General features: G+C 65.0%; 23 protein-coding genes. 16 read left to right on the top strand and 7 right to left on the bottom strand.

Going from position 1 to position 24,676, the window contains the following annotated elements; genetic code table 11:
* Positions 1-14 precede the first annotated feature (14 nt).
* Positions 15-935 (bottom strand): LysR family transcriptional regulator, encoded by a 921-nt coding sequence (locus Q0743_RS10280; protein WP_298241416.1) that lies wholly within the window; start codon positions 933-935, stop codon positions 15-17.
* Between the two features lie 99 nt (positions 936-1,034).
* On the opposite strand from Q0743_RS10280, the gene pcaH reads away from it, so the two are divergent.
* Together pcaH and pcaG are read left to right on the top strand one after the other, a co-directional pair.
* On the top strand, positions 1,035-1,823 hold the full coding sequence (pcaH, locus tag Q0743_RS10275; RefSeq protein WP_298241415.1) for a protocatechuate 3,4-dioxygenase subunit beta: 789 nt from the start codon (positions 1,035-1,037) through the stop codon (positions 1,821-1,823).
* A 4-nt stretch (positions 1,824-1,827) separates the two neighbouring features.
* Positions 1,828-2,454, top strand: coding sequence for a protocatechuate 3,4-dioxygenase subunit alpha (gene pcaG / locus Q0743_RS10270; protein ID WP_298241414.1), 627 nt, complete (start codon positions 1,828-1,830; stop codon positions 2,452-2,454).
* A 4-nt stretch (positions 2,455-2,458) separates the two neighbouring features.
* Here pcaG and Q0743_RS10265 read toward each other — a convergent pair whose 3' ends face one another.
* Positions 2,459-3,358 carry a helix-turn-helix domain-containing protein gene (locus Q0743_RS10265; RefSeq protein ID WP_298241413.1) on the bottom strand — a complete coding sequence of 300 codons (900 nt, stop codon included), beginning with the start codon at positions 3,356-3,358 and terminating at the stop codon, positions 2,459-2,461.
* Positions 3,359-3,408: 50 nt separating this feature from the next.
* Here Q0743_RS10265 and pobA point away from each other — a divergent pair, with 50 nt between their 5' ends.
* Positions 3,409-4,581, top strand: coding sequence for a 4-hydroxybenzoate 3-monooxygenase (gene pobA, locus Q0743_RS10260; protein ID WP_298241412.1), 1,173 nt, complete (start codon positions 3,409-3,411; stop codon positions 4,579-4,581).
* A 47-nt stretch (positions 4,582-4,628) separates the two neighbouring features.
* On the opposite strand, the gene Q0743_RS10255 is transcribed toward pobA, so the two are convergent.
* From Q0743_RS10255 to Q0743_RS10245, 3 genes are all read right to left on the bottom strand, one after another.
* A complete protein-coding gene (locus Q0743_RS10255) occupies positions 4,629-6,779 on the bottom strand; it encodes an adenylate/guanylate cyclase domain-containing protein (protein ID WP_298241411.1) in 2,151 nt (716 codons plus the stop codon).
* Positions 6,780-6,813: 34 nt separating this feature from the next.
* On the bottom strand, positions 6,814-7,482 hold the full coding sequence (locus tag Q0743_RS10250) for a hypothetical protein (RefSeq protein ID WP_298241410.1): 669 nt from the start codon (positions 7,480-7,482) through the stop codon (positions 6,814-6,816).
* A gap of 188 nt (positions 7,483-7,670) precedes the next feature.
* Positions 7,671-8,801 (bottom strand): HD domain-containing phosphohydrolase, encoded by a 1,131-nt coding sequence (locus Q0743_RS10245; RefSeq protein WP_298241409.1) that lies wholly within the window; start codon positions 8,799-8,801, stop codon positions 7,671-7,673.
* Positions 8,802-9,088: 287 nt separating this feature from the next.
* Between Q0743_RS10245 and Q0743_RS10240 the strand changes: the two genes are divergently transcribed.
* The 13 genes from Q0743_RS10240 to Q0743_RS10180 all read left to right on the top strand — a co-directional run bounded on the left by Q0743_RS10240 (position 9,089) and on the right by Q0743_RS10180 (position 21,870).
* Positions 9,089-9,412 (top strand): STAS domain-containing protein, encoded by a 324-nt coding sequence (locus Q0743_RS10240; protein ID WP_298241408.1) that lies wholly within the window; start codon positions 9,089-9,091, stop codon positions 9,410-9,412.
* Positions 9,412-9,777, top strand: coding sequence for a response regulator (locus Q0743_RS10235; protein WP_100231554.1), 366 nt, complete (start codon positions 9,412-9,414; stop codon positions 9,775-9,777). The genes Q0743_RS10240 and Q0743_RS10235 overlap by 1 nt, the downstream gene beginning before the upstream one ends.
* On the top strand, positions 9,774-11,855 hold the full coding sequence (locus Q0743_RS10230; protein ID WP_298241407.1) for a chemotaxis protein CheA: 2,082 nt from the start codon (positions 9,774-9,776) through the stop codon (positions 11,853-11,855). Before Q0743_RS10235 ends, Q0743_RS10230 begins: the two co-directional genes overlap by 4 nt.
* Positions 11,855-12,316 carry a chemotaxis protein CheW gene (locus Q0743_RS10225; RefSeq protein WP_298241406.1) on the top strand — a complete coding sequence of 154 codons (462 nt, stop codon included), beginning with the start codon at positions 11,855-11,857 and terminating at the stop codon, positions 12,314-12,316. Before Q0743_RS10230 ends, Q0743_RS10225 begins: the two co-directional genes overlap by 1 nt.
* 37 nt (positions 12,317-12,353) lie before the next feature.
* The gene (locus tag Q0743_RS10220) at positions 12,354-14,051 is read left to right on the top strand and encodes a methyl-accepting chemotaxis protein (protein WP_298241405.1); all 1,698 of its coding nucleotides are present in this window, start codon (positions 12,354-12,356) and stop codon (positions 14,049-14,051) included.
* Positions 14,052-14,116: 65 nt separating this feature from the next.
* Complete coding sequence (locus Q0743_RS10215; RefSeq protein WP_298241404.1) at positions 14,117-14,605, top strand: chemotaxis protein CheW; 489 nt, start codon at positions 14,117-14,119, stop codon at positions 14,603-14,605.
* A 67-nt stretch (positions 14,606-14,672) separates the two neighbouring features.
* Positions 14,673-16,478, top strand: coding sequence for a methyl-accepting chemotaxis protein (locus tag Q0743_RS10210; protein ID WP_298241403.1), 1,806 nt, complete (start codon positions 14,673-14,675; stop codon positions 16,476-16,478).
* 137 nt (positions 16,479-16,615) lie between these two features.
* Positions 16,616-17,470, top strand: a complete 855-nt coding sequence (locus tag Q0743_RS10205; RefSeq protein WP_298241402.1) for a CheR family methyltransferase — start codon at positions 16,616-16,618, stop codon at positions 17,468-17,470.
* A 16-nt stretch (positions 17,471-17,486) separates the two neighbouring features.
* The gene (locus tag Q0743_RS10200; protein WP_298241401.1) at positions 17,487-18,578 is read left to right on the top strand and encodes a chemotaxis response regulator protein-glutamate methylesterase; all 1,092 of its coding nucleotides are present in this window, start codon (positions 17,487-17,489) and stop codon (positions 18,576-18,578) included.
* Positions 18,579-18,583: 5 nt separating this feature from the next.
* Positions 18,584-20,311, top strand: coding sequence for a chemotaxis protein (locus tag Q0743_RS10195; protein WP_298241400.1), 1,728 nt, complete (start codon positions 18,584-18,586; stop codon positions 20,309-20,311).
* 134 nt (positions 20,312-20,445) lie between these two features.
* Positions 20,446-20,892: a hypothetical protein gene (locus Q0743_RS10190; protein ID WP_298241399.1), complete on the top strand. Its 447-nt coding sequence runs from the start codon at positions 20,446-20,448 to the stop codon at positions 20,890-20,892.
* 112 nt (positions 20,893-21,004) lie between these two features.
* Positions 21,005-21,286, top strand: a complete 282-nt coding sequence (locus tag Q0743_RS10185) for a hypothetical protein (protein ID WP_097662859.1) — start codon at positions 21,005-21,007, stop codon at positions 21,284-21,286.
* Positions 21,287-21,423: 137 nt separating this feature from the next.
* Positions 21,424-21,870: a CHRD domain-containing protein gene (locus Q0743_RS10180; protein ID WP_298241398.1), complete on the top strand. Its 447-nt coding sequence runs from the start codon at positions 21,424-21,426 to the stop codon at positions 21,868-21,870.
* Positions 21,871-21,910: 40 nt separating this feature from the next.
* On the opposite strand, the gene Q0743_RS10175 is transcribed toward Q0743_RS10180, so the two are convergent.
* On the bottom strand, positions 21,911-22,276 hold the full coding sequence (locus Q0743_RS10175) for an antibiotic resistance protein VanZ (protein WP_097662768.1): 366 nt from the start codon (positions 22,274-22,276) through the stop codon (positions 21,911-21,913).
* Between the two features lie 166 nt (positions 22,277-22,442).
* The gene (locus tag Q0743_RS10170) at positions 22,443-23,975 is read right to left on the bottom strand and encodes an EAL domain-containing protein (protein ID WP_298241397.1); all 1,533 of its coding nucleotides are present in this window, start codon (positions 23,973-23,975) and stop codon (positions 22,443-22,445) included.
* Positions 23,976-24,676: the final 701 nt, after the last annotated feature.

The raw sequence follows: 24,676 nt of genomic DNA, 5'->3' as shown, positions 1-24,676 counted from the left end.
GACGGTATCGGCCATCAAGCTTTGGCGGCCGTCGCCGCCACCGTCTCGAGCTGGCTCCTGACCCAACGATGGGCCGGGTCTTTCTGGTAGCGCTGGTGCCAGACCATGAACATCGGCAGCTCGGCCAGCGTCTGGGTCCGGGAGGCCAGCGGAATCCGCGTTTGCGCGAAACCGCGCATGATCCCGGACGCCAGCAGGCTCGGCATGCTCGCCAGCATCTGCGAGCCGCGAAGGAAGGACGGCACGCCGGAGAAGCTCGGCACCGAGATCGCGATGTCGCGGTGAAGACCGTTGGCCGCAAGCCGGCGGTCGAAGTCGAGCCGCTCGTTGTCGGTGTAGACCACCGTGATGTGCCGCGCCGCGAGATAGGCACCGCGGCCGGTCGGGGCGGTGCGCATCTTGGGATCGAAGTAGCAGACGTAATGATCGCTCAAGAGGCGCTTCTGCACGATATCGACACCGGATGGCGGCAGCGGCGTGATCAGGACGTCGCAGCGGTTTTCGCGCAGCATCGCAGGCGAGGGCGACTGCGAGGGGATCACGCGCAGGTTCAGGCCTTTCACTTGAGCTGCGACATGAGCGAAGAAACGCGGCAGCAGCAGATCGCGCTGGAAGTCGTTGGCGGCGATCGTCAGCGAAAGCTGCGCGCGGGCCGGCTCGAACGTGACACCACCGGCAAAGCTCCGCATCTCGTCGATCAGCGCCCGTGCCTTCGCAGCGAGGGCCTGGGCATGCGCGGTGGCGACGATGCCGCGGCCGGATTTCGCGAACAGCGGATCGCCGGCGATCCGCCGCAGCTTGTTCAGCCCGTGGCTGACGGCGGATTGCGTCAGGCCGAGCCGCGTCGCCGCCGCGGTGACCGATCCCTCCTCCAGCACGGCGAGGAACAGTTCGAGGGCGTGGCCGTCCAGGGTCAAATGATCGATTTCTTTCATGCAATATATTATAATCGATCTATTTATCCGTGGAATAGTCCGCACCATGATCTCCCGATAAGTCGCGCGTCCGGACCGGGCGCCTCAGGGAGAGACACGATGAATGCCCAGGCGTCAGCCTTGCGGGATCCCCGCCTCAACCGTCCCGAGCCATTGACGCCGCCGCTCGGCGATGGCGGCTTCTTTCAGCGCGATCGCGCCATCCATCCGCCCGCACATGCGCCCGGCTACAAATCCTCGGTGCTGCGCTCGCCGCGGCAGGCATTGTTGTCGCTGGAGAATTCGATTTCGGAGATCACCGGGCCGGTGTTCGGCCACAACGATCTCGGCCCGCTCGACAACGATTTGATCCGCAACTACGCCAAGGACGGGGATCCCGTCGGCGAGCGCATCATCGTCCATGGCCGCGTGGTCGACGAGACCGGCCGGGGCGTGCCGAACGCGCTGGTCGAGTTCTGGCAGGCCAATGCCGGCGGCCGCTACCGGCACAAGAAGGACACCTATCTGGCGCCGATCGATCCGAATTTCGGCGGCTGCGGCCGCGCGCTGACCGACGACACCGGCTATTACTATTTCCGGACCGTGAAGCCGGGACCCTATCCCTGGCGCAACTACGTCAACTCCTGGCGTCCCGCCCACATCCATTTCTCGGTGTTCGGCTCGGGCTTTGCGCAGCGGCTGATCACGCAGATGTATTTCGAGGGCGATCCGCTGATCCCGATCTGTCCGATCCTGACGACGATCCCGGACAAGGATGCGCTCGATCGCCTCGTGGCACCGCTCGACCTCAACGCCTCGACGCCGTTCGACTCGCTGGCTTACCGCTTCGACATCGTGCTGCGCGGCCAGCGTTCCACCTATTTTGAAAATCGCACCGCGGGGAACTGAGTCCATGCCGCAGCCGCTCAACTATCTCAAGGAAACCGCCTCGCAGACGGCCGGGCCTTACGTCCATATCGGACTGATCCCCGCCATGGCCGGCTTCGACATTTTCGAGAAGAATTTTTCCAACGTGCTGGTGACGCCGGATACCGAGGGCGAGCGCATCACGCTGGAGGGCAAGGTGCTCGACGGCACCGGTACGCCGCTGCGCGACGTGCTGCTCGAGATCTGGCAGGCCAATGCCAGCGGCCGCTACAATCATCCGGCCGATCGTTCGGCCGGCGCGTTGGAGCAGGAGTTTCGCGGCTGGGGCCGCGCCGGCTCCGACTTCGAGAGCGGTCTCGTGACCTTCGAGACCATCAAGCCCGGCGCGATCACCGACAAGGCGGGCCGCGCATGCGCGCCGCACGTCAACGTCTGGATCGTCGCACGCGGCATCAACATCGGCCTCAACACCCGGCTCTATTTCTCGGACGAAGAGGCGGCCAACGCCGCCGACCCCGTGCTCAACCTGATCGAGCAGCCGTCCCGGCGCTCGACCCTGATCGCCAAGCGCGGCGAGCGTGCCGGCAAGGTCGTGTATTCCTTCACGATCAATCTGCAGGGGCCCGAGGAGACCGTATTCTTCGACGTGTGAGGCTTCAGGTCTCTTCGCCATGGAGCTGCGCGCGGAAGGCGCGCGGTGACACGCCCGTGGCTGCGGCATAGACGCGGCTGAAATAGGCGGGGTCCTCGAAGCCGAGCGTGTAGGCGATCGTCGAGACCGGCAGATTGGTGTAGACGAGGTTGCGCCGCGCCTCGCGGATCAGCCGGTTGAGGATCAGGTGCGAGGCGGTGTCGCCGGTCGCGGCCCGTGTGATCCGGTTGAGATGCGTCGGGGTGACGGCCAGCGCCTCGGCGTAGTCGGCGACGCTCCAGCGCTCCAGATGATGCTGCTCCAGCAGCGCCTCGAAGCGGCGGAACAGGCTGGACTCGACCGTGCCGGCGCCGCCGCTCTCGCTCGTGAGTGCGCGCGCCACCAGCCCGATCATGGCGGACGACAAGGCGCGCAGCACATGGGCGCGGCCGAAATCGCGCGCGGCGTGTTCGGCGAAGATCTGCTTCATGGTAGCGCGGATCTGCGGCGTGCCGCGCACCACGGCCGAACGAGCCAGCGCACCGCGCAGGCCCTCGGCGGCAAGCAGCGCTTCGTCCAGGATCTCCGCGGCGATCGTCAGCACCCATCCTTGCGTGTCGGGCACGAAGCGGAAACCGTGAACGTGGCCGACCGGCACGTTGACGACCTGCATCGGCTTCAGCGGCACCACGCGGCCATCCAGCGTCGCTTCGCCGCCGCCGCGCTCGATCAGCAGAACCTGGTGCAGCCGGGCATGGCGGTGCACGGCCAGCGTCCAGTCGTGCAACACCGAGCGGGACGCGATGGTCTCGCAATGCACGACGTCGGGCAGATCGCCGGACTCGCCGAACAGATTGTAGATCCGGATCGCGGGGGCTGCACTTCTCATGTTCGAATAGTACAAGACAATGGCGAAAGCCTCCATCGGTCTGCGGCATCAAATCTGCAAAAAAGTGCCGACGGGAGGACGCAAGAATGAAAGTTCAGGTCTGTATCATCGGCGGCGGGCCGTCCGGGCTGTTGTTGTCGCAGCTCCTGCACCTCAAGGGCATCGACACGATCGTGCTGGAAAAGTACAGCCGCGACCATGTGCTCGCCCGCATCCGCGCCGGCGTGCTCGAGCACGGCTTCGCCAAGTTGATGCGCGAGGCGCAGTGCGGCGAGCGGATGGACCGCGAGGGCGAGATCCACACCGGCTTCGAGATCGCCCATGACGGCGTGTTGTCCAAGATCGATCTGCACAAGCATTCCGGCGGCAACTCCGTGCTGGTCTACGGCCAGACCGAGCTGACGCGCGACCTCTACGAGGCGCGCGACCGCGTCAGTGGCAAGGTCGTGCATAATGCCGAGGACGTGACGCCGCACGATCTGACGTCGGACCGGCCCTACGTGACCTACCGGTCGAACGGCGAGACCGTCCGTGTCGACTGCGACTATATCGTCGGTGCTGATGGCTTCCACGGCGTCAGCCGCAAGTCGATCCCGAAGGACGTGCTGCGCGAATACGAGAAGGTCTATCCGTTCGGCTGGCTGGGCGTGCTGTCGCGCACCAAGCCGGTGTCGCCGGAGCTGATCTATGTGAAGCACGAGCGCGGCTTTGCGCTTTGTTCTTTGCGCTCGCAGGTGCTGAGCCGCTACTATGTCCAGGTGCCGCTGACCGACAAGGTCGAGGATTGGTCGGACGAGGCGTTCTGGGCCGAGCTGAAGCGCCGCCTGCCGGACCAGGTCGCCGGCAATTTGATCACGGGGCCGTCGATCGAGAAGAGCATCGCGCCGCTGCGCAGCTTCGTCGCCGAGCCGATGAGCTATGGCCGGCTGTTCCTCGCCGGCGATGCCGCGCACATCGTGCCGCCGACGGGCGCGCGCGGGTTGAACAGTGCCGCCTCCGACATCTATTATCTCTACCACGCCATGCTCGCGCATTATCAGAGCGGCGATGATTCCGGCCTCAAGGGCTATTCGGCCAAGGCGCTGGCGCGGATCTGGAAGGCGCAGCGCTTTTCCTGGTGGATGACGATGCTCTTGCATCGCTTTCCCGACCGCCTCGACTACGAGGATCGTCTGCAGCAGACGGAGCTGGAGTACCTGCTCTCGTCCGAGACCGCGCAGCGCCTGCTTGCGGAGAATTACGTGGGGCTGCCGTTCTAGGGGAATGCCCACTTCACCCTCCCCTGGAAGGGGAGGGTAAGAGGTTGCTACTTTCCTTCCAGCGTATTCACGGCTGTCCAATCCGGCGGCGGTGGATTTGCGGTGAATGCCCGCGCGCGCCTCGCAAACTGCGCCGACGCCGGATCGGTGTCCGCCATCTGTCCGAACGCGTTGGCCGCCTCGGCAAAATCCCGCGCGCGCCAGCGGGCGAGGCCCTCCGCATAGGCGGCAGCCACTTTCGTCTGACCGGCGCTCTCCGCCCCCGTTTCCGCCAGCGGCTCGAACACCCTGATCGCCTCACCGCGGCCGAGCACCCGGATCGCGTCGAGCTCGCGCCAGGCGAAAGCATCGCCGGTCTGTGCCATCGTGGTTTCGGAGGCCATGATCGCGGTGCCGTAATATTTGTTGGCGCCCTCGAGCCGCGAGGCGACGTTCACGGTGTCGCTCATCACCGTGTAGTTGAAGCGCCGGCGCGAACCGATATTGCCGACCACGGCCTCGCCGCTGTTCAGCCCGATACGGTGCGACAGGCGATGGCCGGCGAAGGCGGGGTGATGGGCGTTGAGCTCCGCCAGCTTCTTGTGGCACGTCAGCGCGGCGCGAACCGCGTTGGTTGCGTGTGCGGGATCGTCGGCCGGCGCGCCGAACATGGCGACGATGGAATCGCCGATATATTTGTCGACATAGCCGCCATGGCTTTCGATGATGTCGGTCATGGCGGACAGATATTCGTTCATCAGCGTCACCAGCTCGTCCGGCGTCATGGTCTCGGCAATCGACGAGAAGCCGCTGAGGTCGGAGAAGAACATGGTGACGCTCCGCATCTCGCCGCCGAGTGCGGGCATCTTGCCCGACGCCACCATGGAGTTGATGACCTCGGGGGCGAGATAGAGGGCAAAGCTCTTGCGCAGGAACCGCTCGTCACGGTCGGCCAGCACGAAGCGGTAGCCGATCATCGATGCGAGAGCCGTAAGGCCCGCGAGCGTCGGCTCGGTCAGCGGCAGTGCGAGGGCGTGTATGAAAGCTGCGACCGCAATCGCCGCATAGACGGCGGTGGATGCGAGCCAGACGATCGCGGCGGTGGTCGGTGCGAAGGCGCAGGCCGCGCAGGCGATGATCGCGGCAAATGCGATCGTGAGAATGGTGCGCAGGGGAAAGCCGAGCTCCGTGACCGCGTCGTGCTCGATCAGGTTTCGCACCACGGTGGCGTGCACGAAGACACCCGCGACGTCGCTGCGGGCTTTCTGCGGCGTGCTTGCCGGCGCGGGCAGGGCGCACCGCTCTGCCGGCGTTCCATCATGGCCGCCGGACAGGCGCATCGAGGTGAGCTTGCGGTCCTCGAAATTCAGGATCGTGCCGAGCAGCACGACCTTGCCGTCGAAAGCGCGGCGAAAGAAGTCGCGATCACCCTTCTCGACGCAGGCGCGCAAATCGGCGAAGGAGTAGGTCGGGATGTCGCGCCCGAGCCCGCGGAAGTTGAGCGCCACTGTGTTGGGGACGGCGCTCGGGATCGCGTAGCCGGACAATTCGGTCGCGCCAGACGGTGCAATCTGCAGCTTTGCGCCCGTCGCGCGCGCAGCAAGCTCGACCGCCATCGCAGGCACCGGCCGTCCCTCGATGGCAAAGCTCAGCGGCATTCGCCGGATGACGTCGTCGTGGTCGGTGTGGACATTGAGCGCCCGGACGGTGTTGCGCACCGCCACCTGCTGGGCGCGATAGGGCACTTCCGGATGGTCGTTGCTGAGGATTTCGCCGAGCACCAGTTTGCCGCCGTCGGAAATCTGCCGCAGCGCGATCAGATAATCCCGGTCGAAACCTTTCACGCGGCCGCCAAGGGCGGTGTCGCCGAAGGGAATTTCCGACTGCTCGATCGAATTCTTGAAGATGACGTCGAAGCCGATGACCTTGGCGCCGCCCTCGGTGATGCTGCCGAGCACCCGGCCGATCTCGCGCGTCCAGGTTTGCGTCGGCGATCCCTGGAAAGGTGGGGTCTCGTACGTTTCCCCGTCGATCGCCACGACGACGACGGGTGACGTCGCGGGATCGCGGCGGTCGCCGATCAACTTGCCGCGCAGGGCGGTGAGGATGTCGAGCGAGAGGCCTTGCAGCGTCTGCAGCGGTGGAGACGTGAAGATCGCGCCCGCAACGAGCGCAATCAGGATCGCTGCAACGATGTCCCGTCCCCCGATCCGCCGCATCGCCCCGTCGCCAAACCCGCTTATTCAAGTCCGCTTATTCGAGCCGCAGCAGGCGGCCGATGATCGGGGTCGGCGCGGCGGTGGCGCTGGCATCGACCTGGAAGGTGTAACGCTTGCTGCCGATGCTCGCGAGATAGCTGCCGCCCGGGGTCAGCGACTTCCCGGCTTTGGCGAAATCATAGAACTTGCCGCGGGTCATGACGTCGTTCTTGAGCGCCACGCTGATCGTGGGCTCCTTGCCGTCGGTGCGCTCGATCACCAGCGTGCCGCCGCTCCTGGCCTGGACGATGGGCGCCACGCCGTAGATCGTCGTCAGCTTCGACGGAGCGGCCTTGGTGTCGGACCGCATGGTCCGGAACGTGGTGGCGGCACTCTGGTTCGCCTCGCGCTCGGAGAGCTGCGCCGCCTTGGTGTCACAGGGCACCTTGGCACGCTGCACGTCGCCGAGCTGCACGGTGCTTTGCTCGGCGCCGACGAGCACGACGCCTTCGCTGATCGTCTCGCGCAGGCACGATTTGAGATAGCTGAGCGTGATGCTGGCCTTCGGTCCGAGCTTGATGATCTTGCCCGCAGCGACGTAGTCCATGAACTCGACGCCATCGACCTTGCCTTGCACATCCTCGACGATCGCGGCCGGCGTCTCTGCCAAGGCGGGGGCCACAGTACACAACGCGCCGACGACAGCGCCGATCAGGCTTTTCATGGGTCTTCTCATTCCATTCGACCGATACTTTGCCGGTCCCCGTCCCGGAGCGATGCTTAGCAGCGGACCGCCCCGGGCAAGTGTGACCGGAATCACTCTTTGATATTGGTGCACTTTATCAGGAAGAGGTTCAAATCGGCGACCGGAGAAAAATCAAGTCGCGGCAAAGCGTTGGCGGATAGATGATGTCAGGCGGCCGGGATGGGCTGGTCGTTGACCGGGCGATTCTCAGCGGCACTCTCCAAAGCGGGAGCGAGAGGGGCCTCGGCTTTGTGAAACGGCGTCGTCCGCCGACCGGTGGCGATCTCGATCACCTCGTCCCAGCGCGACAGGAAGGCTTCGACGCAGGTCGGATCGAACTGCCGGCCCTTGTTTTCGGCCAGGTAATTGCGCGCCACCTCGAGCGGCATCGGCTCCTTATACGGCCGCCGCGTCGTCAGGGCGTCGAACACGTCGGCGACCGCAACCACGCGCGCCGCGACCGGGATTTCATCTGCCTTAAGGCCGCCCGGATAGCCCGCGCCGTCCCAGCGCTCGTGATGGCCTGCGGCAATTTGCGCGCCGAGCCGGATCAGCTCGCAGCTGGAGTCGGCCAGGATGCGCTCGCCGATCTTCGCATGCGTCCGAATCACCGCCATCTCCTCGTCGGTGAGCTTGCCGGGCTTGAGCAGGATATTGTCGGGAATGGCGACCTTGCCGACGTCGTGCAGGGGTGCGGCGAGATAGATGTCGCGGCAGAGCCGGGCCGGCAGGCCGAGCTGCTCGGCGATGATGCGGCTGTATCTGGCGACCCGCAGCGTGTGTTCGCCGGTATCGCTGTCGCGGAATTCGACCGCGAGCGCGAGCCGCAGGATGATCTCCTCCTCCCGCTCGCCGAGCTTTCGCGTCGCGGCCTCGACTTCGCTGGCGAGATGGGCCGCACGGTCGTTGAGCTTGCGCACGGCTGCACCAAGCTGAATCAAATTCCGCAGACGCACCGTCATCTCGACGCTTTGCGGCTGCTTGGGCAGGAAGTCGGTTGCACCGGCCTGCAGCGCTTCCATCTTGACGTCGTCGGTCTGCCGCGAGGTGATCATGGCGATCGGGATGTCGGCGCAGCCGGAGAGGTTGCGCAGAGCACGGATGAAGCTGATGCCGTCCATATGCGGCATCTCGTAGTCAACCAGCACGAGGTCGAAGGCGCGCTCCCGTGCACAGGCCAGCGCCTCCACCGGATCGAGGAAGGTGGTGGCCTCGACCAGACCTTCAGCCTCGATGTGGCGTTTCAGGAAGTTGAGGACAGAGCGGCTGTCGTCAACCAGGAGCGCTTGGGTCAGCATCGATGGCCGGGCTCGTTCGGATGGCGAGGCATGGCATCGATAACTAGCTCGTTCGATTTAACGTCAGGCAAACGTTTCGCCGGCGGCAGACTGCCCCATGACTGCGCTCAACGCATGAGATTTGGGCGGGCCATGCACGTTTGCATACATACGCGAAGTTTTTCGGTTTGTGACCCGTAGTTGTACGGGGGAGCCCATTAGGGGTTTGAACACTCTCCATACCGAATAGTCGTCGCGCGGGATTCGCGCCATGCGTGCAGCGAACCCCGAGGAAATTTGGGGGACGAATGTCGTCTAATGTCACGGAGCCGAAGTGGTCCCTACGGCTGCCTGCGGACTGCAGCATTGCTGCGATACGTAACGTCTATGACCTGATCCGCGAGGCTTTCGGCCGGCAAGACCGCCTTGAGATCGACTGTTCGAATGTCGACAAGGCCGACGTGACCTCGATCCAGCTTCTGCTGTCGACCGCCAAGACCGGCGCGGCCCAGGGCCGCCCGGTGGTGCTCACGTCATTCTCCCAGTCTCTGCGCAACACCCTTCGCCGCGCCGGCTTCGCTAGCGAGGCGATGATCGATCAGCATTTCCCGCAAAAGAAAGATGGCATCTGATGGCCACGATTCTCACGGTCGACGATTCCCCGAGCATCCGGCAGATGATCAAGGTCGTGCTCGAGCCGGCCGGTCACAACGTGATCGAGGCCGGCGACGGTGCGCAGGGGCTCGCCAAGGCGCAGGCCGGCAAGCTCGACCTCGTGATCACCGACCTCAACATGCCCGTCATGAACGGGCTGGAGTTGATCCGCGCGCTGCGCAAGCTGCCGAGCGCGGTCGGCATGCCCATCGTCTTCCTGACGACCGAATCCAACGACACGGTGAAGCAGGAAGCCAAGAGCGCCGGCGCCACCGGCTGGATCACCAAGCCCTTCAAGCCCGAGCAACTGCTCGCCGTCGTCGGCAAGCTGGTGCGCACATGAGCGCGATGGACCCGACCGAGGTCTTTCGTCAGGAAGCCGCCGAGCTCTTCGAAGTGCTTGAAGGGGCCCTGCTCGACCTCGGCCAGCGTCCCGACGACCGCGAACTCGTCGATTCCGCCTTCCGCGCCCTGCATACGATCAAGGGATCGGGCGCCATGTTCGGCTTCGACAAGGTCGCTTCCTTCACCCACGAGTTCGAGACCGCCTTTGACCGCGTCCGCAAGGGCGAGATCAAGCCGACCCAGGAGCTGATCTCGGTCGCGCTCGCCGCCAAGGACTACATCCGGGCGCTGATCGAAGATCCCCAGTCGACCGACGACATCATCGGCGAGGCCATCCTCGATGACCTCAAGCGTTTCGTCTCGGCCGACCAGCCCGCCGCCGTGGTCGTCGAGATCGCCGAGGCGCCCGCGCTGGCTCCGGCCGAGAGCAAGCAGGCCGGTTGGCACCTCAATCTGGAATTCGAATCCCACATCCTGCGCAATGGCTCGAACCCGCTCGACCTGCTGGAAGATCTCTGCAAGCTCGGTCCGTGCTTCGTCGTGCCGATCACCGACGGCGTTCCGTTCCTCGACGAGATGGAGCCGGAAGACTGCTATCTAAAGTGGGACGTCAAGCTGCATGCGGCCTGCGACAAGGACGCGATCGACGACGTCTTCATGTTCGTGCAGGACGAGATGAAGCTGACGCTCTCGCCCCTGGAGCATGCCGAAGCGCCTGCGCAGGCACCGCTGTTCCAGCTGCTCGACGAGGAGCTTGCCCCCGCGGCCGAAATGCCTGCGCCGGTGCTCGAGGCTGCTGCCGCGTCCGCGTCCGTCGCCGGGCAGCCCGTCGCCAAGGCGGAGCCGAAATCCGAATCGAAGCCTGAACCGAAGTCCGAGGCCAAGCGCGACGATCGCGGCATCGCCACCGTCCGCGTCCAGGCCGAGCGCCTCGACGAGCTGATGGACCGCGTCGGCGAGCTCGTCATCGCCCAGGCACGGTTGACCCAGCTCGCCGCCTCCGGCTCCGACCTCTCGATCAAGATGATCGCCGAGGAAATCGAGCGTCTCGCCTCGTCCTTGCGCGACACTACGATGGGCGCGCGCATGGTGCCGATCGGCTCGCTGTTCGGCCGTTTCCGCCGCCTCGTGCATGACCTGTCACGCGATCTGTCCAAGCCCGTCGAGTTCGTCACCTCGGGCGAAGATACCGAGCTCGACAAGACCATGATCGAGTGCCTGGCCGATCCGCTGGTGCACCTGATCCGCAACGCGATCGACCACGGCATCGAGGACACCGCGACGCGCACGGCCAACGGCAAGACCGAGCAGGGCCGCATCGAGCTCGCCGCCGTTCACTCCGGCGCGCAGGTGCTCGTCACCGTGAAGGACAATGGCGGCGGCCTCAACACCGCGCGCATCCGCGCGAAGGCGGAAGAGCAGGGTCTGATCGCGGCGGGCGCCGTGCTGACCGATCACGAAATCCACCAGTTCCTGTTCCATCCCGGCTTCTCGACCGCGCAGACCATCTCGGCACTTTCGGGCCGCGGCGTCGGCATGGACGTCGTCAAGCGCACCATCGAGAACATGCGCGGCACGATCGACCTGTCGACCCGGCCGGGCCAGGGCACCACCGTGACGCTGCGCCTGCCGTTGACGCTCGCGATCATCGAGGGCCTGCTGATCCGCGTCGGCGAGGGCCGCTACATCATCCCGCTCTCCGCGGTCGAGGAGTGCATTGAGCTGACCGCCGAGGACGAACGTTCCCGTGGTCGCAATTTCCTCAACGTACGCGGCAATCTCGTGCCCTTCCTCCGGTTGCGCGAGATCATGACCGCATCAGGCACGCCCGACCGGCACCAGAAGACGATCATCATCTCGACCGGAGAGACCCATGTCGGTCTCGTCGCCGACCAGATCATCGGCAACCACCAGACCGTGATCAAGTCGCTCTCCAAGCTGCACTCGGACGTCACGATCTTCTCGGGCGCGACGATCCTGGGTGACGGCACGGCGGCGCTGATCCTCGACGTCGCGCAGCTCGTCGCATTGGCGCAGTCGAAGGTCGAAAAGCAGCACATCAGCGAGGCGGCGTGATGAACGAGGGCTTGACTGCCGAACATCAGTCGGGGGCGATGCAGGTCGTAATGATCGGTCTCGGGGAGGAGAAGTTCGCACTCGATGCGGGCCTCGTGCGCGAGATCATCGATCCCGTTCCCGTGACCAAGGTCGCGGGTGCGCGCGCCTTCGTTCCCAGCGTGATCAACGTGCGCGGCAACGTCATTCCGCTCGCGGACCTGCGCATCCGCTTCGGCATGCCGCAGCTCGACGATTCCGCGGATACGCGCATCGTCGTCATCGAGCTCGAGCTCGACGGCGAGCCGGTCCTGGTCGGTGTTACCGCGGACAAGGTCTACGAGGTCACCGAGATCTCGCAGACCGACGTGCAGCAGACGCCGCGGGTCGGCATGCACTGGAAGCCGGAGTTCATTCGCTTCATTGCGAAGTGGCGTGAAGAGTTCGTCATCGTTCCGAACATGGAACGCATCCTGAATTGAAACGTGGTCTCGGGCGAGACCGGGTAGGGGCTGGGAAATGAGATTTACGGTCAAGGCGAAACTTGCCAGCGCGTTTGGCGTGGTCCTGTTGCTTTCCCTGGCGGCGGGCGGCCTCGCTTATGTGAAGCTCAGCGAAATGATCGACACCGCTGACAATCTGGTGTCGCGTGCCGGCCGGATGGACCACGCGTCCGAGATCGAGAAGGGGATTCTGACCCAGGTTCGGTCTGAGAAGAATCTGCTTCTGGCGCCCGATGGCGAAGCGGATGGCTTCGTCGCCGAGATTGCAAAGCAGCGCGAGGCGCTTCTCAAGCTGAAAGAAGAGATTCACGCCGCAGCCTCGCCGGAAGGCAAGAAGCTGATCGAGAATTTCGGCGCCGCCTATGCCCGGATGAATGCCGTTCAGGATGACGCGCTCAAGATGGCCCGGACGAACAGGCCGAAGGCCATCGAGCAGTCCTCAGTCGAGGTTCGCAAGGCGGTCCGCGAGGCGATCGACGCCGCCAACGTCTATGTCACCAACGTCAAGAAGAACATGGCGGACCGGGCCGCCTTGGCGCATGAGGACGGCAATCGCGCCCACGTCATGCTGATCTCGGCGGTGGTCGCATCGCTCGTGATCGGCCTGATCGCCGCGATCTGGATCTCTCTCAGTATCTCCCGCGGGCTCGGCCGTGCGGTCGGCCTCGCCGGTGCCGTGGCGGGCGGTGATCTGACCCAGACCATCAATATTTCCAGCAACGACGAGATCGGTGATCTCGTCAAGTCGCTGAACACCATGGTGGGCAAGCTCCGCCAGGTGGTCGAGGAGGCTCTCACCGCTGCCAGCAACGTCTCCGCCGGGAGCCAGGAGCTTTCCGCCAGCGCCGAGCAGCTCTCGCAGGGCGCGACCGAGCAGGCTTCGTCGGCCGAGGAAGCCTCGTCCTCGATGGAGGAAATGGCCTCGAACGTGAAGCAGAACGCCGACAACGCCAATCAGACCGAGAAGATTGCAGGCCAGTCGGCCAAGGATGCCGAGGCCAGCGGCGTCGCCGTCAGCCGCGCGGTCGAGGCAATGCAGACCATTGCCGAGAAGATCACCATCGTGCAGGAGATCGCGCGCCAGACCGACCTGCTCGCGCTCAACGCGGCCGTCGAAGCCGCCCGCGCAGGCGAGCACGGCAAGGGCTTTGCAGTGGTTGCCTCCGAAGTGCGCAAGCTTGCCGAGCGCAGCCAGGCGGCTGCGGCGGACATCGGCACGCTCTCGACCGAAAGCGTCAAGGTCGCGCAGGAGGCGGGCCAGATGCTGTCCAAGCTCGTGCCCGACATCAAGAAGACCGCGGAGCTGGTTCAGGAGATCACCGCAGCCTGCCGCGAGCAGGACGTCGGCTCGGCCCAGATCAACCAGGCGATCCAGCAGCTCGACAAGGTCGGCCAGCAGAACGCCAGCGCGTCCGAGCAGGTGTCGTCGACCTCGGAGGAACTTGCCTCGCAGGCGGAGCAGCTCCAGTCCACCATCTCGTTCTTCCGTATCGAAGACAGTGCACGCAAGCAGAAGGCCGCGGCCGAGCCGATCGACCGCGCCGTCGGTCAGCTCCGGGCCAAAGCGGCCACGATGGCGGCGGCTGATCGCGGCACGAAGAAGCCGGCACCCGTCCGCAAGCCGGCACGTGCGATGAAGGTCGCCGGTGGCGGCGGCTTTGCCTTCGACATGAACGACGGCGAAGACGATCGCGACGCCGAGTTCCAACGCTGATCAACCGGTCCGGCCTCGCGCCGGACCGCACTCGTTTCCAAACCTTCGGAACCTCGGACTGCATCATGGCCGCAACCTCGCAATATCTGACGCTCGGGCTCGCCGGCGAGACGTTCGGCATCAGCATCCGTAACGTCCGCGAAATCCTGGACATGCGGCCGATCTCGCGGCTTCCCCATGCGCCGGAATTTCTTCTCGGCATGATCGACGTGCGCGGTAGCGGCTATCCGATCGTCGATCTCCGCACCAAGCTCGGCCTGCCGGCCGTGAGCGCCACCGAAGCGACCCGCATCATCATCCTCGACGTGCCGATGAAGGATCGTCTGGTCGGCGTCGGCTTCGTCGCCGATTGCGTATTCGAGGTTACCGACATCGACGAGCAGGCGATCGAGCCGGTGCCCGAAGTCGGCGGCAAGTGGCAATCGGACTACGCCGCCGGCATCGGCCGCAAGGGCGAGAAATTCGTCGTCATCTTCGATCTCGCCAAGCTGATGGCGAACGACAAGATCCCGGAAGCGCGCGATGCCGGCATGGACGCGCCTCGCGCCGCCTGAGTTTGTAAGAGTGAAGCGTGGTCAAGCGTAAGCACCCCCAATTCGAAATTGAAATAACGAGACTGACATGAGATTTACCGTCAAAGCCAAGCTTGCGAGCGCTTTTGGAGCCGTCATCGTTCTGTTCATGGTGGCAGGTGCCGTCAGCTACATGAAGTTGTCCGACATGGCCGCGACCGCGGAGTCCATGGTGCTTCGCGCCAAGCGCATGGAAAAGGCAGCCGAGGTCGAAAAGATCATCTACCAGCAGCTCAGGGCGGAAAAGAACGCCATCCTGGGAACGCCGGCCGAGGCCGACGAGTTCGCCGCGAACGCGGCCAAGCTCCGCGACGAGGCCACGAAGACCAAGGATGAGGTCTATGCGATGGCGAGCGAAGGCGGCAAGAAGCTGCTCGACAATTTCGCGAGCGCTTATGCCCGGATGAACGCCTATCAGGAAGAGACGATCAGGCTGGCGAAAACGGACAAGACGAAGGCGACCGAGCGGTCGATGGGTGATGGCCGCAAGGTCGTCGCCGACGCGGTGGAAACGATGGGTGCCTATGTCTCGAATACCAAGAGGCAGATGGCGGAACAGGCCGCCCAATCTCAGGAAGACAGCCGTCGTGCCCAGCTGATCCTCATCGTCCTGGTCGTGGTTTCGTTGATCGTTGCTGTCATTGGCGCGGTCTGGATTTCCCTCAATATCAGCCGGTCGCTCGCCAAGGCAGTCGGTCTGGCGGATGCCGTCGCGATCGGCGATCTCAGCCAGAAGATCGACGGCGTCGCCAACGACGAGATCGGCGATCTGGTCAAGTCCCTGAATGCGATGACGGCCAATCTGAACGCCACCGCAGCGATCGCCAACGAGATCGCGCATGGTAACCTCACGGTCGAAGCCAAGCCGCTGTCGGAGAAAGATACGCTCGGCCTCGCGCTCGAGCGCATGGTGGAGAAGCTGCGCCAGATCGTGTCTGAAGCCCTGACCGCCGCGCAGAACGTCTCGGCGGGCAGCCAGGAACTCTCCGCCAGCGCCGAGCAGCTCTCGCAGGGTGCGACCGAGCAGGCCTCGTCCGCGGAGGAAGCCTCCTCCTCGATGGAGGAAATGGCCTCGAACGTGAAGCAGAACGCCGACAACGCCAACCAGACCGAGAAGATCGCCGCGCAGTCGGCCAAGGATGCCGAAGCCAGCGGCGCCGCGGTCGGCCGCGCCGTGGACGCGATGCAGACCATCGCCGAGAAGATCACGATCGTGCAGGAGATCGCCCGCCAGACCGATCTGCTGGCGCTCAACGCGGCGGTCGAGGCCGCCCGCGCTGGCGAGCACGGCAAGGGCTTTGCGGTGGTCGCCTCCGAGGTGCGCAAGCTGGCCGAACGCAGCCAGGCTGCTGCGGCGGAGATCGGGTCGCTTTCGTCGGAGACGGTGAAGGTCGCGCAGGAGGCGGGCTCCATGCTCGCCAAGCTCGTTCCCGATATCAAGAAGACCGCGGAGCTGGTCGAGGAGATCACCGCGGCCTGCCGCGAGCAGGACGTGGGATCGGCCCAGATCAACCAGGCCATCCAGCAGCTCGACAAGGTCGGCCAGCAGAACGCCAGCGCCTCCGAGCAGGTGTCCTCGACGTCGGAGGAGCTTGCCTCGCAGGCCGAGCAACTCCAGTCCACGATTGCCTATTTCCGCATCGAGCAGGCTACGAAGAGCCAGGCGTCGGCGCCAATCGACCGGGCCGTCAGCCAGTTGCGCGCGAAGGCGGCCACCATGGCGGTCGCGGAGCGTCCGGCCAAGAAGGTCGTGCAGGTCAGGCCGGCGCGCGCCGTGAAGGCGGCAGGCGGCGGTGGCTTTGCTTTCGACATGAACGATGGCGAGGACGATCGGGACGCCGAGTTCCAGCGCTAATGTGTCTCGACGGATCGGCCCGCCGTCGATGCGCGCCGATCCGTCCCCAACTCGTCCAATAGAAGCGTAGGATTGAAGATGGCCAGGATGGCCCGACATTCAGTGCAGGTGGCCATTCCCGACCGGGGCTGGCATCGATGATGCCCGCCGTGCAGGATACGGCCGTCCATTTGTCGGACCGTCACTTCCGGACCATCGCCGAATTGATCGAAGGCCAGGTCGGCATCAAGCTGCCACAGGGCAAGCGGCTGATGCTGGAGGGACGGCTGCACAAGCGCGTGCGTGCGCTCAATTTCTCCGATCTCAACGAATATGTCGAGAACCTGTTCGAGGCGGACCATTTCGACACCGAGCTCACCCATCTCATCGACGTGGTGACGACCAACAAGACCGATTTCTTCCGCGAGCCGCAGCACTTCGCCTTCATGCGTGACGTCGCGATTCCCGCCCTGCTGAAGTCGCACGGCCGCAAAAACGCGAACCTGAAGATCTGGAGCTCGGCGAGCTCCACCGGCATGGAGGCCTACACGACCGCGATGGTGCTGGACGACATGACGCGGAGCGGCTCGCGTTTCCAGTACCGCATCCTCGGGACCGACATCTCGACTGCGGTGCTGCGTCTTGCCAAGACAGCGATCTACACCCGCGACGTGCTCGCTCCCGTGCCGGACCATTTCGTGAAGCGATATTTTTCGTCGTCGCGGGACAAGTCGCGCGGTGAGGTGCGGGTCGTGCCCGAGTTGCGGCGCACCACTCATTTCATGAGGATGAACCTCATGGACAAATCCTACCCCGTCGATCGAGACGTCGACATCATCTTCTGCCGCAACGTCCTGATCTATTTCGAGCGCGAGACCCAGCGCAAGGTGGTCGAGCAATTGTGCAGCCATTTGCGTCCGGGCGGTTACCTTCTGGTCGGGCATTCGGAATCGATGATCCACAGTGCAGTACCCGGTCTGAAGCAAGTTCAGCCAACCATTTTTCAGGTCTAGCCGGAGCGCCGCCCAAATGCCGAAGCAGAAAGTTCGCGTGCTGATCGTGGACGATTCGGCGTCGGTGCGCCAAATCCTTCTGACGATCCTGTCCGAAGACCCTGACATCGAGGTGATGGGAACGGCCTCGGATCCGTTCGTGGCAGCGAAGCGTCTGCAGGATGAGATTCCCGACGTCATGGTCCTCGATCTCGAAATGCCGCGCATGGACGGCATGACGTTCCTGCGAAAGATCATGGCGCAGCGTCCGATTCCGGTGATCATCTGCTCGTCGCTGACTGAAGAGGGCTCGAACGTGATGTTCGAGGCGTTCGAGGCGGGCGCGGTCGATATCGTGCCGAAGCCGAAGATCGACACGCGGCAGGCACTGCTCGAATGCTCGACGCGGCTGCGCGAGGCCGTGAAGTCGGCTGCGCGCGCGCGGGTTCGCCCGCGTACGGAACGGCGGGCGGTCGAGAAGAAGCTGACCGCCGACGCCATCATCCCGCCGCCGGTGCAGGGCAGGGTTCGGCCGACGACGGAGCGCATCGTTTGCATCGGTGCCTCGACGGGCGGGACTGAAGCGCTCAACGACGTCCTCGAGATGCTGCCGGCGCATTGTCCGCCGATCGTGATCGTCCAGCACATGCCGGCCGGATTCACCGCGGCCTTCGCCAAACGGCTCGATGGCGTCTGCCAGATCAGGGTCAAGGAGGCCGAGGATGGCGAGCCGGTGCTGCCGGGCTGCGCCTATATCGCGCCCGGCGCCCGGCACATGCTGCTCCAGCGTATCGGCCTGCGCTACCAGATCGCGATCAAGGACGGTCCGCCGGTGTCGCGGCATCGTCCCTCCGTCGACGTGCTGTTCCGCTCGGCGGCCCAGCATGCCGGCGCCAACGCGCTCGCTGTGATCATGACCGGCATGGGCGACGACGGCGCACGCGGGATGCTGGAAATGCGCAAGCTCGGCGCCGCGACGCGGGCGCAGGACGAAGAGAGCTGCGTGGTATTCGGCATGCCCAAGGAAGCCATCGCCCATGGCGGTGTCGAGAAAGTCGTTTCGCTGCACCATATCCCGCGCGAGATCATGCACTGGTACCAGGCCGGGCACGCTGCGGTGGCGGGTTGATGGTCATGTCGGTCGTTCCGGCCAGCACGCTCGCTGAGGCAATCGCCGCGACCGAGGACGTCTCCTCGCGGATCGAGGACGTCTTCGCGCGCGTCGGCAACGAGCTCGGACGCGGCCATCTCATCTTCAAGGAGCTGAACCAGGGCCTGGCGACGCTTTCGGGCGAGCTCTCCGGTGCCGAGATCGAGGGCGCCGCAACGGCGCTAAAGGAGATTGCCGCGCGGTTGAGCGAGCTGGCGCAGGCGCTGCCGGCGGAAAGCGCGCTGCTGGAGACGATCGGCAAGAGCACGGTGGAGGCGTCTTCGCTGCTCAAGCCGCTGTTCAAGCATATCGGGATGATCACCATCATCGCGCGCAGTGCGCGGATCGAGGCGGCTTCGCTCGACGGCGACCGCGAGGGCTTTCTCGCCTTCACCCAGGAGGCCTACGATCTCGGCCGGGCCGTGCAGCGCTCGATCGAGGACTGCGCGCGGGACCAGCAGCGCCTGTCCGAGGCGGTCGCAACCGCCTCCGGCCGGCAGAGGGAATTCGAGAGCCGCTACCGGGCGCAGCTGATGTCGGAGAGCGCCGAGCTCGGTGCCGCCTATGCGGGCCTGCGCGACCAGCGCAGCAAGAGCGGGCATCTCGCCGACCGTGCCGGTTCCAGCACGAGGAAGATCGCCGAGGCCGTCGGCAGCGCGATCATCTCGCTGCAGGCGGGCGACAGCACGCGTCAGCGTCTCGAACACGTGGCCCACGGCCTCGGCCGCGTGTCGCAATCGGTGCCGAGCCTCGTCCCCGAACCTGTTCCGGGCGATGAAGGCGTGCGCGCGATTTGCCAGTTGCAGGCGGCCCAGCTCAGGGATGCCCAGCGCGAGTTCGGCGGCGATGTCGGCCAGATCGTCCGCGCGCTGACCGCCATCTTGCACGATGCAGGCAGCGTCGCCGGCGATGGTCGTGCGCTGTTCGGCGGCGAGGAGGGCGGCTCCTCGTCGTTCCTGGCACGCATCAAGCAGACCCTGGCGCACGCCTCGAACCTGATCGCCACCTGCGAGGGTGCGGGCCGCTCGGTCGACGAAGCGCTCGCGATCGTCGAGGACACGCTGGCAAAATTTCGCCAGGCGATCGCCGGGCTTGCCGAGGCCACCGTCGACATCACGCTGATCGGAATGAATGCCGGCCTCAAGGCGAGCCATCTCGGCAGCCGCGGCAGTGCCTTCGTCGTCATCGCCAACGAGCTCAAGGCGACCGCCGACCAGGTCTCGGCGGGGGCCGGCCGCCTGAGACCCGTGCTCGACGGTATCGAGCGCTCGGCGCGGGAGCTGAAGGAGCTTCGCGTGCAGGGAGATCCCACGCAGCTTGCCAATCTCGAGCCGCAGATCCTCCTGGCGCTGCGCGAGGTCGAGGCCGGCAATGAACGGCTCGGCAAGCTGATGAGCCGGCTCGTGACCGAAGGCGCAGAGTTCGAGAGGCTGATGAATTCGGCGCAAGGGCAGATGACCACGCTCGGCGAAAGCTCCGCGGCGCTGCCCGCCGTCGCCACGCGGCTCGAGACCGCGAGCGGGGGCGCGCAGCGGCTCCAGCCGGAGATGCAGGATCAGGCGATCCTCGACGACCTCTACGCACGCTACACGATGGAGCGTGAGCGGGACGTTCATCGCGACGTCCTGCAAGCGCTCGGACTTCAGTCGACCGCCGCCGCGCGGCGGGTCGAGGCGGTCGAGACCGCGGACGACGGTATCGAATTGTTCTGACGACGCCGCCTCGGCGGCAATTTGACGGGTCGGCTTTGCAGGGCGTTAACCGTGGCGGAATGCTCGCCACCACGGTCATTGTCGCGCCCCAGAGTTGGTTGCAAGTACCAGTGAATTTTACGACGGGTGTTTCCATGATGAGAGAAGGCAAATACGCGGCCTGGTTCAGGACGCCGCGCGCCCAGGGCACCGGCATCGTGCATCTGGCGGAAGGACGCATCTCCGGCGGCGACAGCTTCTTCACCTATGGCGGCTCCTATCAATTCGACGACGAGCAGCGCTTCACGGCCGTCCTGACGACGCGGCGCCATGCCGAGGGGCCGCCGACCGTGTTCGGTCTGGACGAAGTCGAGGTCAACCTCGCGGGCGTGTGCAGCGGTGTGACGGCGAGGTGCTCGGGGACGGCGAAGCAGGCGCCCGAGGTGATGTTCGAGGTGACGCTGATCTACAGCCAGGACGATGCGCGGGCTGCGGAGGCGCGCTGCGCGGTCGTGAAGCTCAATGACAAATTGCCGAAGGGCATCGACAGCCGTTCGCGGCCGCGCCATTTCCCGGCACCTCCGCGGCCTCCCGCATCTTAGTCTTGCGTTGACGCTGTCGCGGTGAAACGGGCTGCGACCGCGGCGCGGCAACGGTGCATTCAGGCACTGACGGCTAGGGATGAGGCCGCTTGTAAAAGGGACGGACGGGAACATGCCTCAGATCTGGATGACATACGACGAACTTGCGACGCTCAGCGGCTGCACGCCGGCGGAAGCCAGACTACGGGCCATGCATTTGTCGCTCGACCGCCGCAAGAGCCGCGACGGCGCGACGCGGGTCAAGCTCGACCTCGCGCTGACCGCCAAGTTCTTCGCATCGATCCGCGAAGCGGATTTCGATCTCGACGGCGCCATCGCCGCGTTGCAGAGCACGCACAGGCACATGGCCGAACTGCTGGAGCCAACCGGGTTCCGCGAACGCGGGGCCGCCTAGGCACTCGCCTTCCACGCTCGGGCGCACCTGGACATCCGATAGGTTTTCGCGAATCAGGCATAGTCTCGTCTTCCGGAAGATTTGGCCGGAGCCGGGGTTTCAACCGAGACGGGTCATAGAGCCCGCAGGAGAATGCCATGAGGAAAGCCAACTATCGGGTCGGGGTGACTTTGTTGGGAGCGGCGGTGCTTGGCGGGCTGCTGACCGTCACGACCGCGCCATCACGTGCGGAGGTCGTCAAGCTGCGGGCCGATCTCAAGGGCAGCAATGAAGTGCCGCCCAACAGCTCCAGCGGTTCAGGCAAAGCCGAGGCCGCGTTCGACACCGAGACGAAAGTCCTGACCTATACGGTCACCTATGCCGATCTGACAGGGCCGGCGATGGGGGCTCATTTCCATGGTCCGGGCGAAGCGGGCAAGAACGCCGGCATCGCGCTGCCGTTCAAGTCGGTGCAAAGCCCGATCCAGGGCAATGCCACGTTGACGGACACTCAGGCGGCCGATCTGTTGGCCGGAAAGTGGTATGCGAACATCCACACGGCCGCAAATCCAGGCGGCGAGCTGCGCGGGCAGATGATGAAGTAGGAGGACTGCGGCGCTGGACAAATTGTCAGCGCCGTGGGTTTCAGGCGGGCGGCCGGGGCAGGAAGGCCAGGATCGTCTGGGCGAGGATGACGCCGACGGTCCCGCCCGCCGCCTTTTGCAGCACGTCCAGAAAGCCCGGATCGCGATCGGGGGTCAGCGCCTGCAGGACTTCGAGCCCCGTTGCGACTGCTAGGACGAGCGAGCAGGCCAAGACCAGCCGGCCGGGCAACAGGAAGGCCAGAAGAAAACCCAGCAGGCCGTAGGCGCTGAAGCGCTCGATGACGACGATCCAGTAGGCCTCGCTATGCCCCATGAGCGCCGGCCGTCCCGCCAGTCTCGCCAGGGTGGCGTAGACAATGAGAGCGAGGCAGATCGCCGCGGCAGCGATGAGGTGATTTCGACGCATGGCCCAGCATAGCCGCTTGGCTGCCGCCCCGCTTTGAAAGACGAAAATATCGTTAAAGCATCCCGCCGTCGTTCGGGCACGAACGGCCAAAAGCCAGCTGCCGCCGGGGCATCGGAGCCGCGGGGCTCGCGTGGCGTACGGCGAGATGTCCTTTCGGCGCAGCCGGTCAGGCGACCAGGACATCGCCGGAGGGCGCGGCGACCGCGGCGTTGCGGCGCGACTCGACGAGCTCGCTGAATTTGGCAAACGGCAGCGGTGCGGCGACGAGATAGCCCTGGCCTTCCTCGACGCCGGACGCGATCAGGGCGCGGCGCTGCTCCTCCGTCTCGATACCTTCGGCGACGACCGTCATCCGGAAGTCCTTGGCGAGCGCGACCAGCATCTCGACGATCGTGGTCGTCGATGCGTCCACGGTGATGGTGTCGACGAAGAACTTGTCGATCTTGATCGCGGTGGCACCGAGCCCCTTCAGCCGCGACAGCCCGCTATGGCCGACGCCGACGTCGTCGATAGCGACGCGGAAGCCGTGGTCGCGCAGCTCGGCCACCACGGCTGCTGCGTGGGTGAGATCGTCGAGCTCGTCGCGTTCGGTCACTTCGACCACGATCTGGCGCGCGGAGATTCTGGCCGCCAGGACCGTGCGGCGCAGCGTTTCGACGAAGCCGGCGCTCAGCAGATGCTTGGGCACGACATTCACGGACATCTTGAAGCTCTTGTCCGCCCTCAAGACGGTCTGCAGGTCGGAGAGCGCCGATCTCAGGAGCTGCCAGGTCATGACCTGGATGCGCCCGCTGGATTCGGCCAGCGGGATGAAGTTCATGGGCGGCACCACCGCGCCGTCCCGACGAACCCAGCGCGCCAGAACCTCGCAGCCCGTGATCCGGCCCGTCCTGAGCTCGAAGATGGGCTGGTAGTACGGCTTGAATTCGCCGGTTGCGAGGGCGCGATCGAGATCTGCGACCGGCCCTTCCATCCGGCGGCTGCGTGCCAGCAGGATGCCGAAGAGTGCACCAAGTCCAAGGGCGAGTGCGAGCGCCGGCCAATACGACTCGCTGTTCCAGCTGGAAAGAACCGCACGCTCGAGCCGGATGGTGGCGTGAAGCGGGAAGCGCGTGGAGTGCCTGTCGAAGCTGATCGGCCCTGGCAGCGGCCTGTCGGCATCAAGCCGGAATGCGCCGAGCTTCTCGCCATTGCTCAAGGCGAGGACCACTTCACTGTGTGCGCGCAGCTCCGCGGGCATGAGATCGAACAGGCCGGCGTTGATGCCGACAATGGCGACCAAGGCCGAGTTCCGGTTGACGTCCCTGAGCACGCCCAATGCGTCGCCGCCGAACTGCTCGACGCGGAACAGCGAGAGCTTCCTGTCGTGCGAGGGCAGCATGTCACGGCGATCCACCCATCCCTTGTCGAACTCGAGCGTCTCGGAATAGGCCGAGCAGATCACCGATCCGTCCGGATTGACGAGGCGGACGTCCTTGATCGCCGAGCGCTGGTAGACATGCAGGCGGACGGCTTGCAGCGCTGCCGGCGCGCAGCTGGCGAGATCACGCTTCGCGAGCTCGTCGAGGCTGGCCACGGCAAAATCGACGGCCAATTCGGAGCGGCGCAGGACGACCTCGGTGAGCTCGTTGAGCTGGTGCACCTGCTGGTGGCGGATGACGGCCTCTGCCGCGAAATGGCCCGCCAGCCCAAACGCCATCGTGCTCGCAAGCACGAGCGCCACAAATGGAAGGTTCGGTCGCAGAAGTCTCATCCGGTCCGGGCGGAATTCAGGAGAGGCTGGGGACTGATCTTGCGAATGATCCTAGCCAGAGGGGGCTAAGATAGGGTTTAACGGCCAGACCGGCGCCCGAAGGCCCGATCCCGGCGGTCGCCTGACGAATGGTCTTGCGGCCTCAAGCATGGAAAGTTGAGCAGTATGACCAGAACGGTAAGCCTATTTCTCCTCGCGTTGGCTCTCGCGAGTTCCGCGGCCTCGGCGCAAGGGACCAAAGACCAGCCGGCGGGCAATCAGCCCACCACCCGCAGCGGGACCGCGACGAATTCCGGTTCGGACAGCATGGGCGGAGCTTTCAAGGGGACGGGGACACCCAATTACGGAACCAGCCCAGGGATGGGGTCCCAGAAGAAAACGCGCAACTAGGTCTGAATGGGCCGACTGGACTGAAAGGCAGGAGGCTTCGTCGCGCTCACCGAGGGTGGGCGTGGACGACGTCCCGATAAGGTCTGCCTGATCTGTCGATATGGGGCGCGGCCGGATCACGGGCAGCCCGCAGCCGAAGCACCACGAAAGCGATGTTGATCGCCAGCCAAATCAACATTGCGGAAATGGCAAAATGGACCACTGCCAGACCTCACTGCGAAGTCTGGATAACACTCGAGGGTTGCTTTGGTTCCTGC

Origin of the sequence: uncultured Bradyrhizobium sp., from assembly GCF_936943645.1 — a bacterium.
Classification (GTDB): domain Bacteria; phylum Pseudomonadota; class Alphaproteobacteria; order Rhizobiales; family Xanthobacteraceae; genus Bradyrhizobium.
Note: the sequence above shows the minus strand (reverse complement) of the source record. Positions and strands in the feature narration are given on the sequence as shown.